Raw genomic sequence first — 12,063 nt, forward strand, 5'->3', positions numbered from 1 at the left:
CGAGCGTCATGACGCTCGCGTTGCCGATGGTCGCCTGCACGTCGTCCAAGCCCCAGTCCGAACCGAGCGGCACGTCGACTGGCGGCGCGGCGTCGTCGTCCTCGGCCGCCCCGCAGGCGGCGGTCACCACCGTGACCGCGCCGCCAAAGGCCAGCAAGGAGTACGACATTGCGCTCCTGCAGGGTGTGGTGGGCGACCAGTTCTACATCACCATGCAGTGTGGCGCCCAAGAGGAAGCCGCCAAGCTGGGCGTCAAGGTGAACACGCAGGGGCCGCAGAAGTTCGACCCCACCCTGCAGAAGCCGATCCTCGACTCCATCGTGGCGAGCAAGCCCGACGCGCTGTTGGTGGCGCCGACCGACGTCCAGGCTTTGCAGCAACCGCTGCAGCAGGCCGCCGCGGCGGGTATCAAGGTCGTCCTGGTCGACACCACGACCGCCGATCCGTCCTTCGCTACGTCGGCGATCTCAAGTGACAACGAAGGTGGCGGTGCGGCGGCGTTCGACGCCATCAAGCAACTACACCCCGAGGGCGGCAAGGTCATGGTGATGGGTCTGGAGCCCGGCGTCTCGACGACCGACGCGCGCGCCAAGGGGTTCGAGGACGCCGTCAAGGCCGACCCGAAGTTCAACTACGTCGGCGTGCAGTACAGCCACAACGACCCCGCGACCGCCGCGCAGCTGATCGGTGCGCAATTGCAGCGGGATCCCGACCTGGTCGGCGTCTTCGCTGTCAACCTGTTCTCCGCCGAAGGGTCGGCCACCGGCATCAAGCAGGCGGGCAAGAGCGGTCAGGTGCAGGTCGTCGGATTCGACGCAGGCCCCAACCAAATTCAAGCGTTGCGTGAGGGCACCGTGCAGGCGCTCGTCGCGCAGGATCCCGGCGCCATCGGCAGGTTCGGCGTCGACGAAGCGGTGACAGCACTCGACGGCGGCCAGAACACCCCCAACGTGCAAACCGGGTTCACGATCATCACCAAGGAGAACCTCGACGGCGAGGGCGGGGCGGCGGCGTACAAGTCGGAGTGCTGACCGTCCCCCTCGCCGAGTGTGGACTTTCGTCACGCGGAGCGGCGGCTTTGCGTGGCAGAAGTCCACATTCGGCGAGGGGGCGGGAAGTTCGGGTCAGCGGCTGATGACGTCTAGCAGGTGGGCGACGGTGTCGCCGATCGCCGCGCGCGCGGAGCGCAGGGCCTTGCGCGGGTCGACGGCGTCGTCGGCCCCCAGCGCCGATCGCACCGCGCCGGTGTAGGCGACGTTCAACGCCGTTCCCACGTTGACCTTGACGATGCCGGCCCGCACGGCGGCGCGCAGCGCGTCGTCGGGCACGCCGGACGAGCCGTGCAGCACCAGGGGCACCGACAACGCGTCCCGCAGGGCGGCGATGAGGTCGAGGTCGAGTTCGGCGGTGCGAGTGGTCATGGCGTGTGAGCTGCCCACCGCGACGGCAAGCGCGTCAACGCCTGTGGCGCCGACGAATTCGGCCGCTTGCCGGGGATCGGTGCGGACGCCGGGGGCGTGGGCGTTGCTGACCTGACTGTCCTTGCCGCCGACGTAACCCAGTTCGGCCTCGACGGCCAAGCCCCGTCCGTGCAGCAACACGGTGGCCGCGGCGGTGACGGCGACGTTGCGGTCGTACGGCAGGGCGCCACCGTCGACCATCACCGACGAATACCCGGCGGCGGCTGCCTGCTCCCATAGGTGCGGCGCCTCGACGTGATCGAGGTGCAGGCCGACCGGCACGCCGGCATCGGCTGCCAAGGCTGCCAGCGCGGCGCTGATTGGTCGCAGCGAGCCGTGGAAGGCCACGGTGTTCTCGCTGACCTGCAGGATCACCGGAGCGGCGGCGTGCTGGGCGCCCGCGACGATGCCCTCCCCGTGCTCGAGGGTCACCACGTTGAAGGCGGCGACGCCGTTGCCGTTCGCGGCGGCCGTACGCAGTAGTTCAGCCGTGGGGACCAGCGGCATGACGGCTCCTGTCGGGGCTTGACTGACATCCAATCAAACGCAACCATATCCAGGTACCTCCAATTGGGCAATGGGCAGGAGAGCGATGGCGGCGTTCGCCGGGCTGGACGTCGGCACCACCTCGAGCAAGGCCGTGGTCTACGACGCCGACGGGTTGGTCCTCGGCACTGGACGTGCCGCCACGACGTGGGAGACCACGCCCGACGGCACCGAGATCAGCCCGGAAGCGTTGTGCCGCAGTGCCTTCGATGCCCTCAACGCCGCGGCGGTCGACGCCGGGGTCGAGGTGCGCGCCGTCGGCGTGACCTGCATGGGGGAGTCCGGCGTCCTCGTCGACGCGCGCGAACGCCCGCTCGCCCCCGTCATCGCCTGGCACGACGACCGCGACGGCGACGAAGTGGCCGACCTGGCGGCGACCATCGGCGCCGAGACTTTCGGTGGCATCGCGGGAAAGCCTCTGCGAGGCCAATTCTCGCTGACCAAGCACCGCTGGCTGCTGCGCCACGCACCGGCCACGCGCGACGCGACGACCCGGTTCGACGTCGGCGGCTGGGTGGTGCGTCGACTCGGCGGCGACGCCGTTCTCGAACTCTCCTTGGCCGGCCGCACCGGATGGCTCGACGTCACGACGTGCGATTGGTGGGATGCGGCGCTGGACTGGTCGGGCGCCCGCCGCGCGCTGATGCCGCCATTGGTGGCCGCCGGAGTGCCGGTCGGCGTCGTGTCCTCCGACGAGGTCAGCCCGCTGCTCCGCGGCGCGGTCCTGACCTTGGCAGGCCACGATCATCAAGCCTCCGCACTCGGCGCCCGCGCCACCGGCCAAGGGCACGAACTGGATTCGTCCGGCACCGCCGAAGCGCTGGTCCGCACCATCACTCCGATTCCGTCTCGCGCCGACGTCGCGCGACTCGCCAACGCGGGCATCACCACCGACCCGAGCGTCGAGGCCGGCCACTGGAGTCTGCTCGGCGGCACCGAGGGCGGGCTGGCGCAGTTGCGCGCCATGGAGCGCCTCGGTGCCAACGTGGCGCAGTTGGACGCCGCCGCCGAGGCAGGCAGCGGCCCTGGCGTCGAGTGGCGATCCGTGGTCGCCGCGGCCGCCGACGAGGCGTTGGCACTTCACCACGCCATGGACCAGGTCGTCGGCCCGGCCGCCCGAGTCGTCGTCACAGGAGGATGGCGGCACAGCGCAGAAGTTATGCGCGCCAAGGTTGCCCGGTTTGGCCCGCTCGAGGTGTCGAGCGTCGAGGAGGCAGGCGCACTCGGTGCGGCCACCCTCGCCGCCAGGACCTGCGGCGACATCGGCGCGAACGACCACCTGGGTGCCCCGTGAGCAGGACGTGGTTCGCCGACGAACGCCACGCCGAGGTGCTTCGGCTGCTGACCGTTGATCGACGCGTCGAAAGTTCGCTCCTCGCACAGCGATTCGACGTCAGCGCCGAGAGCGTCCGCAAGGACCTCGCCCTCCTCGAGGAGCGCGGGCTGTTGCGCCGGGTCCACGGCGGCGCCGTGCCGTGTGAGCCAAGCCGCGCCGAACCACCCGTCGCCGACCGCGACGTACGCCTGACCCAGAAGTCGTCGATCGCCCGCCGGGCGCTGCGGTTCGTCCCCGACGGCGGTTCACTGCTGCTCGACGCGGGCTCCACGACCCTGCGGTTGGCCGAGATGCTGCCCACCGACCGCGGACTCGTCGTCTACACCAACTCCTGGCCCGTCGGCGCGGCCCTGCACGAGCGGGGGATCGACGTGGTCGCACTCGGTGGCCGAATCCGACCGGCGACGATGGCCTCCGTCGGACCGCTCACCGGCCAGGCGCTGGCAGGAGTCAACGTCGACGTCGCGTTCCTCGGAACCAACGCACTGTCGTTCGACCGCGGCCTCACCACCCCCGACGCCGACGAAGCCGACGTCAAACACCAGATGCTGGCCGCGGCCAGTCAGCGGGTGTTCCTGGTCGACTCCAGCAAGTTCGAACGCGTCAGTCACGCCAGACACGCCACTCTCGACGACGTCGACGTGCTGATCACCGACGCCGAGGCGACCGCGGCACACCGCAAACGGCTGCGGGCGGCCGGCGTCACCGTCGAGGTGGCCGACCGATGATCGTGACCGTCACGCCAAACCCGAGCCTCGATCGCACGCTGCACCTTCCCCGGCTGGAACCGGGAGCCGTCAACCGCGCCACCACCACCATGACCGAGCCGAGTGGCAAGGGGGTCAACGTCGCCCTTGCCCTGCATGGGGTCGGCGTCGAGGTGTGCGCAGTACTTCCCGTCGGCGGCGGCACCGGACGTGAAATACGTTCGGCTCTAACGCTCTTGGGACTAGACGTCGTCGGCGTGCCGATCGCGGGCGACGTCCGCAGCAACGTCTCCATCGTCGAAGCCGACGGTCGCAGCACGAAGGTCAACGAGCCGGGCCCCGCGTTGTCGGGCGACGAGGTCGACGCGCTGTGCGCTGCGGCCCGCGCCGGCGACCGGGTGCTGTGGGCGGGCAGCCTGCCCGCCGGATTCGCCCCGAGCCGCCTGGCTAGGGCGGTCGCCGAGGCGCGCGCGGCGGGCCGGTGGGTGGCGGTCGACGCGTCGGGCCCCGTGCTGGCGGCGGTGCTGGACAACGACCGAGGCGGGTTGCCGCATCTGGTCAAGCCCAACGCCGACGAGCTGGCCGAGGTGCTCGGCGTCGAGCTGCACACCGTCGGCGACGTCGAGGCGGCCGCGCGCACGCTGCTCGGCCGCGGCGTCCGGACCGTGTTGGTGAGCCTCGGCGGCGCAGGCGCCCTGTTGGTGGACGCAGGCCTTCCGGAGGCGCTGCACGGGGCCGCCCCGGTCCGACGCGTCGTCAACACCGTCGGGGCGGGGGACGCCTTCCTGGCCGGCTACCTGGCCGAACCCGACGGTGGAGCCGAGGCGCTGGCCAGTGCGCTGCGCTTCGGGGCAACCGCCGTCGAACACGACGGCACGCTGCTCGGCGTGCCAGACCCCCGGCGGTCGGTGCACATCGGCCCGGCCAGGGCCGACACACCTCTGACCTGAGCTGTCGGACGGCCGACCTAGACTGGCCGCGTGCTGATCGGTTCGCATGTCCACGACGACGACCCACTGGCCTCCGCTGCTGCAGAAGGCGCCGAGGTGGTGCAGTTCTTCCTTGGAAACCCACAGAGCTGGAAGAAGCCGAAGCCGCGCGAGGACGCCGAGGCGCTACGTGCCGCCAGCGTGCCGCTCTACGTGCACGCCCCCTATCTGATCAACGTGGCGTCGGCGAACAACCGCGTGCGCATCCCGTCGCGGAAGATCCTCCAGGACACGTGTGACGCTGCCGCGGACGTCGGCGCCACGGCCGTCATCGTCCACGGCGGGCACGCCGACGACAACGACATGGACGCCGGGTTCGAGCGGTGGGTCAAGGCACTGGACTCCCTGACGACCGACGTCCCGGTGTACCTGGAGAACACCGCGGGCGGTGACCACGCGATGGCCCGCCATTTCGACACCATCGCCCGACTGTGGGATCACATCGGCGACAAGGGAATTGGCTTCTGCCTCGACACGTGCCACGCGTGGGCGGCCGGCGAGGCGTTGATCGACGCCGTCGAGCGAATCAAGTCCATCACCGGCCGCATCGACCTCGTGCATTGCAACGACTCACGCGACGCCGCGGGTTCGGGCGCCGACCGGCACGCCAACTTCGGCACCGGGCAGATCGACCCCCAGCTGCTGGTCGCCGTGGTCAAGGCCGCCGACGCCCCGTCATCTGCGAGACCTCCGACGAGGGACGCAAGGACGACATCGCGTTCCTGCGCGACAACGTCTGACCCCGACGCCTACAACGCCGTGGCGTTCTTTGCCGCCTCGATCAGCTTGTTCTCCGCGAGGACCAGCTTGACGGTGAACAGCGCGAGCTTCGGGACCCAGTTCGTGTCGAACAGGCCGAACGACGCCTCGGTCGCGCTTGCGTCGTTCGTGTCGACCAGTTGGTGAATGAACGTGGGCCCGGCGAACGGCAGGGTGCGCCACGTCCTCAGGAAGTCGCCCAAGAACAGCGCCTGGCTTGCCTGGGACACCAGCGACGACGGCTGCCCGTACTCCGTCGCCCAGATCTTCTTGTCACCGTCGCCGTTGGCCACCATCAGTGCGTAGATCCGCTTCGCCTGGTTGAGCGGCGACTCGGGGTACGCCCCCTGCTGGGAGAACGCCTGGTTGTAGAGGTACGGGTGAAACGAGAGAGCGTCGAAGTAGCCCGCCGCGCCAGCGTCGTACATCTCGGAGATGAACCGCACCGGGTTGACCGAGAAGTTGCCGAAGTCGACCACCGCGCCGACGGCCGCTGCGACGACCACCGCGTTGGGGTCGGCGGACTTGATCGCCGTGTAGGCAGCCTTGAGCAGTTCGGTGTATTGCGCCGCGTTGGGAGACGGCTGCCAGAACTGAATGCCGTTGGGCTCGTTCCACACCTCGTAGCTGCCGACCTTGCCCTTGTATCGAGTGGCGACGGCCTTCGCGAACTTCGCGAATTGCGCGTTGTCCTTGGGCATTCCGGCGAGCGGAAGGGTGTTCGGCGCGGCCGCCCACAACGGCGTCGAGTTGAGCACGCCGAGCACCTTGATGCCGCGCAGTGCCGCAGTGTTCACCACGCGGTCGACGGCGGTCCAGCTGTAGACGCCCGGGAAGGTCTCGATCGCAGCCCACGGGATGAGAACCCTGACCGTGTCGATCCCGTTGGCCTGCAACGCGTCGAACGCGTCGTTGATCTGGGCCTGCGTGTAGAACAGCATGTCGGGAACGTGCACGGCGATGCCCGTCGGCCTCTGATCCACTGCGCTCGCGGCCGGCGTGACGACGGTGACGCTCACCGTGGTCGTCGTGACGCCGCCCAGGCCGTCGCTGACGGTGACGGTGAACTTGTCGACGTCCTCGCCGGGGGTGGCCAGCGCGGTGTATCGGGCGTCCACGCTTGGGGTGTAGGTGAAGGCGCCCGTGAGGGGATCGACCTTCACGACGCCCTTGGTCGGTCCGCCGGTGACCGTGTACTTCAGTGGGTCGCCCTCGGGATCGACGGACGTCACCGTGCCCGTGACGGTGCCGAGCGCCGAGGACGTGCTGGTGACCACCACCTGACCGTTCGACGGTGGCCGGTTGCCCGGGGGATAGGGCTCGATCGGGACGGTGAGGGTGAACTTCGCCGTGCCGCCGTAACCGTCGGTCACCGTGATGGCGATGGCCTCCGACTTCGTCGCCGCGGTCGCGTTGGCGGCGGAGGCGGCATCGCGTGCCGCGGTCGTCGGCGTGTAGGTGAAGGTGCCGTCGGGCCGGACGACGATCGACCCCTTCTTGGGGCCGGTGACGCTGTACGTCAGCGGATCCCCGTCGGCGTCGACTGTCGTGAGCGTTCCTGTGACGACCCCGGTCCGGGGATCGGTCTGGACCGGGGTGCTACCGCCGCCGGTGGGGGCGACGTTCGCGGGCTTGATCGTCACGCTCACCACGACGTTGACGACACCGCCGTGCCCGTCGGCTACCGCGACGGTGAACGTGTCCTTCTTGTCTGCGGCAGTGGCACCGATCTTCATCGCGGCGTGGCGAGCTTCCGCAGTCGGCGTGTAGGTGAAAGCGCCTGTCGCCGTTAGCGTCACGATGCCCTTGGTGGGCCCGCTCGCCTGTGAGTAGGTGACGAGGTCCTTCTCGGGATCAGTTCCCTTGACGCTGCCCGTGACGACGCCGCTGGCATTGGGACTGCCAACCGTCTTCTTGACAGTTGGCACCTTGTTGGTTGGGCTGATCGCGACGGTGATCGTGGTCGTGACGACGCCTCGGCGACCGTCGTACACCGTCACGGTGAACGAGTCGGTGGTGACGCTGGACGGTGCGTTCAGCGTCGAGGCGGCGTGCCTGGCCGCTGCCGTCGGCGTGTAGGTGAAGGTGCCGTTCGCGTTGACGACGACCTTCCCCTTGCCTGGTGCGCCGGACACGACGTAGCTCAACGGGTCTCCGTCGGGGTCGGTCACCCCGATGGTTCCGGTGGTCGCTCCCGTCGACGTGCTCGGCGTTCCCGTGGTCGGGGTTCCTGCCGTCGGACGTGCGTTTGGCGGTGTGAGCGAGACGACGTGAACCGTGCCCGCGTCGTAGTCCGTCACGTACAGCTCGGTACCGTCCGGGCTGATGATCGTTGCCGGTCCTTGGGACAGCGGAGTGGTCGACGGTCGGGTGCTCACCTCGTTGAGCAGCTCTCCGTTGGCTACGCCGAATGCCCTCACCCGACCCGCGTCGTCAGTCACCAGGACGGTGCTGCCGTCCCTGGTGACCGCCAGTCCCGTGGCGACCGCACCGGTCTGAATGGACTTCACGACGGCTTGCGTCTTCGCGTCGATCACGGTGACGGTGCCGTCGACCTGGCTCACGAAGATCTTGGCGTTGTCCGCACTGACCACCACACCCGTTGCGGGGCCTGACAATTCGGCGATCTTGGTCGCAGTCGTCGAGGTGGGGGCGAACCTCAGCACCGTGGATGAGCCGGTGGCAGTCGTGGCGGTGACGTAGACGTACTTCGAGTCGGGGCTGACGACCACCTCGGTCGGGCGTGAGCCGACCGGCAGCTTCGTGACGGTGGCAATCTTGTTGGTAGAGGTGCTGATACGCGTGACAGTGCCGTTGACGTCATTGGTGAGGAAGACAGAGCCCCCGGTCGGGCTGACCGTGATCGCGGTGGGCGCGTTCACGGCGATGGACGCCTTCACCACACCGGTGGCGGTGTCGATGACGGTCACGGTGTTCTTGGTCGAACTCGACACGTACAGCCTGGTGCCGTCCGGTTTGACCGCGACGCCGTCGGGTTCTGCGCCTGCGGCGAAGGTGCCCACCACGGTGCCGGTCACGGTGTCGATCACCGTGACGGTGCCTGCGCCGCGGTTCGTGACGTACGCCCGCGTATTCGTGGCGGCGGCGGCGCCTGCCCCTCCTGAGGCCACGTCGGTGCGCACGGACAGCGGAATGGCTCCGATGGGTATGTCGATCTGGACGGCCACCTTGTTGACGCCGTCGGAGGCGGTGACCGTCATGGCGACGGTGTCGACCGTCGTCGTCAGGGCGGCAAGTACCCGCTGAGCCGTCGTCGGGGTGTAGGTAAAGGACGCGGTTTTGCTGTTGTAGACCAACGTTCCCGTGGTCGGCTTGCCCGTCACCGCGAAGGTGACCTTCTTGCCCTGATCGTCGGTGCCGACGAGCTGACCCGTGATCGCGCCGGTCGTCGGGTTGGCGGTGCCGAACACCGCCTGGGCGGTCGGGGGTGCGTTGACCGCCGTCGTCGTCAGCGCGGTGGCGGTTTGCGACACCTTGGCCGCGGTGGTCGCGGTCGTGGTCACACCCACTTCGCGGCGGGCCGCGGCGAGGAGCATCCATGACATCGGCGACTCGGCAACACCGCGCTCCAGGGCCTTCAAGAACGACGACAGCGCGACCCCGACGGCATTGTGGAGAGCCGACGTGATGACCGCCTGGACCGGGCTCACCATGACCGGCGGTGCTGCGACCGCGGGTGCCGTCGTGACTTGCATGGCCGATGCGGCAGTGGTGACCGGGGTCTTGGCGGTTTGCGTCGACGTCTGGGTCGACGAAGCCGCGTCGTCGACCGTCTTGGTGACGCGGGTGGTCTGCGCCGATGTGGACGTGGCCGGTTTGGTTCGGGTCTTGGTGGCCGGTTTCGGCTTTGGGTCGTCCGCGGACTTGTTTCCGTGTGTCGAGGTGTGCGCGCCACCGGAGGAGGACACCGTCACTCCCGGCGCGACCGCGTCGACGGTTTGTGACGTCCCCGTGCCGCCGCCACTCACCGGTGTGGTGGGGCCAGACGGGTTGCCGGTCGCAGGCGGATTGTTGGTCGGCTGCGGGGAGGTGTCGACCCCCGACGGCCCGGTGGTATCCGGCGTGCTGTTGCTGCTTGGGGGCGTCGACTTGTCGGGGCTGTCGCTCGCCGTCTCCGAGTCGGCCCACGCGATGCCCGCCGGGGCAGCGATGGCTGACCCAATCCCCAGGGCAACTGCCAAGGCGCCGATCCGACCGACGTACCTACTGTGTTTCATGCTACGAGACCCCAAATGTCAGCAATCAGCGCCCTGCGGCGACTGCGAGCCGCGGGTCGGCTATATGGATTGAAACTGTTTGACGTCGGGGTCAGTTTAGCTTGCCGTGGACGTTGCTGCATAGGCGTATGTGATGTTTGCTAGGAATGCCTGAGGGCATACTTATGCCAGTTCAAGTAGCTTGTAAAGACTTTCCTAGAGGTGTCCAATGAAATTAGCCAGGCTACGTCATCAAGATCACTGCAACTTGCTGTCGCCTCGCGGGGCGGCGGGGGCTGACGGGCGCGCGCGAGTGAACCGGCGCCAAGTGCGACGTCGTGCCGTGCGTGCGCCGATGAAACCGCGGTGGTGAACGGTGACCGACCACACCGTCTCGGCGCCGGCGACAAGTCGCGCCACGTCGCTGGGTCACGGCTCCTACCTCTGACTGCCGCTGGTGAATGCGACGGTCGCCGCCCCTGAAATCACGAGGAGGGACGCAAGGACGGCATCGCGTTCCTTCGCGACGACGTCTGACGCTCACATGAACGGCGAATGTACGGAGGGTTGACTAACGTCACCACGGGAACACTGCACTTTCCGATCGCGAAAGGCTCCTGTGCCCGTACTCGACCAGTCATCCCCAGAAGTACTGGCCCATGCCAAGCCAGTGGCCGGCGTCCGCGAGCGACGACTCCGCATCGCGCGTCTGCTTGGGGTGGCCGTCTGGGCCTGCGTCGTGGGCTATCTGACCGTGACCCGTGGCTTCGCGTTCAACCGAGAGCTGTTGCTCGTCTACATCTGTACCGGCCTCGCAACCGCCAGCATCGGCCAGGGCCGCCGCGTCCTCTACGTCATTCGCGACTGGCTGCCGTTTGCGCTCCTCCTGATCGCCTACGACCTCAGCAGGGGAGCGGCGACGCTGATCGGCCGACCGACGATGTGGCTCTGGCAGGCGGACATGGATCGCCTGATGTTCTTCGGAACCATGCCGACGGTGTGGCTGCAGGAGCGGTTGAAGCAACTGCAGCCGCCCTGGTGGGAGGTAGCGCTCAGCACCGTCTACATGTCGTTCTTCATCCTTCCGTACGTCGTGGCGGCGGTCCTCTGGCTTCGCAATCGTGACGAATGGAAGGCGTTCGTCCGATTGTTCGTCGGACTGAATCTCGCCGGGCTGGTCATCTATGCGCTGCTTCCCGCTGCGCCGCCGTGGGCGGCTGCCAGGTGTACGCCCGACGACGTCGCCGCCGGGCCGTCGAACCCGCAGTGCATGTTCGGCTCCGGCCGTGGCGTCCCCGGCGGCGGACTGCTCGGGGCCGTGACACCCCACCACGACGGCGCCAACCCCTGGGTGCAGCGAATCGTTGGCCGGGGCTGGGACAACCTAAACCTGCACACGGCGAGCGCGCTGATCGATCAGGGGCAGGCCAGCGTCAATCTGGTTGCGGCGATCCCGTCGCTCCACGCCGGGATGAGCGCCGCGGTGTCGGCCTTCATCTGGACACGGGTGCGCCCCGGGTGGCGCCCCCTGCTGGTGGCGTATCCGTTGATCATGGCGTTCACGCTGGTGTACACCGCCGAGCACTACGTCGTCGACATCCTGCTCGGGTGGGCGCTCGCGGCGGTCGTCTTGACGGCCCTGCGCCGCTACGAGGCGCGACGATGAGGGCTCCGCTCAGCTGGCGGTGAGGTAGACCTTCCGCAGGGTCTCGGTGACCGTCCACACCGTCTCGGCGCCAGCGGCGAACCGCACCATGTCGCCGGGTCCGAGGTGCATGGTCTCCGTGCCGGTGACGAATTCGACGGTGGCCGCGCCGGAAAGCACGACGAACACCTCGTCGGTCTCGACGTCGTTCATCACGCCCGGCGTCATTTCCCACACCCCGACCTCGAGGCCGCCGAACTGGTCGACTGCCATCGCGCCCGTCGTGGGCTCGCCGCGCACCGACTGTTCGGCAGGGACCGGCTCGTGGTCGAGTTCGAGTGTCGCGGCGTGTACGACGGTGTTCGGCGTCATCGGATCAGTATGCGTGGACGTCGCCTCATTAC

At 68.5% G+C, this 12,063-nt stretch carries 8 protein-coding genes and 1 pseudogene; 6 read left to right on the top strand and 3 right to left on the bottom strand.

What is annotated here, in order from left to right; all coding sequences use genetic code 11:
* Positions 1-8: 8 nt before the first annotated feature.
* Positions 9-1,031, top strand: coding sequence for an ABC transporter substrate-binding protein (locus B1790_RS27515; protein ID WP_233165349.1), 1,023 nt, complete (start codon positions 9-11; stop codon positions 1,029-1,031).
* 93 nt (positions 1,032-1,124) lie between these two features.
* Here B1790_RS27515 and B1790_RS27520 read toward each other — a convergent pair whose 3' ends face one another.
* Entirely contained in the window at positions 1,125-1,967 is an 843-nt protein-coding gene (locus B1790_RS27520; protein ID WP_079926471.1) for a class II fructose-bisphosphate aldolase, read from the bottom strand.
* Between the two features lie 70 nt (positions 1,968-2,037).
* On the opposite strand from B1790_RS27520, the gene B1790_RS27525 reads away from it, so the two are divergent.
* The 4 genes and pseudogenes from B1790_RS27525 to B1790_RS27540 all read left to right on the top strand — a co-directional run bounded on the left by B1790_RS27525 (position 2,038) and on the right by B1790_RS27540 (position 5,778).
* On the top strand, positions 2,038-3,300 hold the full coding sequence (locus tag B1790_RS27525) for an FGGY family carbohydrate kinase (RefSeq protein WP_233165345.1): 1,263 nt from the start codon (positions 2,038-2,040) through the stop codon (positions 3,298-3,300).
* Positions 3,297-4,070, top strand: coding sequence for a DeoR/GlpR family DNA-binding transcription regulator (locus B1790_RS27530; RefSeq protein WP_079926473.1), 774 nt, complete (start codon positions 3,297-3,299; stop codon positions 4,068-4,070). The genes B1790_RS27525 and B1790_RS27530 overlap by 4 nt, the downstream gene beginning before the upstream one ends.
* A complete protein-coding gene (locus B1790_RS27535; RefSeq protein WP_079926474.1) occupies positions 4,067-4,999 on the top strand; it encodes a 1-phosphofructokinase family hexose kinase in 933 nt (310 codons plus the stop codon). The genes B1790_RS27530 and B1790_RS27535 overlap by 4 nt, the downstream gene beginning before the upstream one ends.
* A gap of 30 nt (positions 5,000-5,029) precedes the next feature.
* Positions 5,030-5,778 (top strand): annotated as a pseudogene (locus tag B1790_RS27540) (deoxyribonuclease IV).
* 9 nt (positions 5,779-5,787) lie between these two features.
* Here B1790_RS27540 and B1790_RS27545 read toward each other — a convergent pair.
* Positions 5,788-10,035, bottom strand: a complete 4,248-nt coding sequence (locus B1790_RS27545) for an Ig-like domain-containing protein (RefSeq protein ID WP_142271533.1) — start codon at positions 10,033-10,035, stop codon at positions 5,788-5,790.
* Positions 10,036-10,633: 598 nt separating this feature from the next.
* Here B1790_RS27545 and B1790_RS27555 point away from each other — a divergent pair.
* Positions 10,634-11,680, top strand: coding sequence for a phosphatase PAP2 family protein (locus B1790_RS27555; protein WP_079926477.1), 1,047 nt, complete (start codon positions 10,634-10,636; stop codon positions 11,678-11,680).
* A 9-nt stretch (positions 11,681-11,689) separates the two neighbouring features.
* Here the strand turns inward: B1790_RS27555 and B1790_RS27560 are convergent, their stop codons facing one another.
* Positions 11,690-12,031, bottom strand: coding sequence for a cupin domain-containing protein (locus tag B1790_RS27560; protein WP_079926478.1), 342 nt, complete (start codon positions 12,029-12,031; stop codon positions 11,690-11,692).
* Positions 12,032-12,063 lie beyond the last annotated feature (32 nt).

The organism is Mycobacterium sp. AT1, from assembly GCF_002043095.1.
GTDB lineage: Bacteria > Actinomycetota > Actinomycetes > Mycobacteriales > Mycobacteriaceae > Mycobacterium.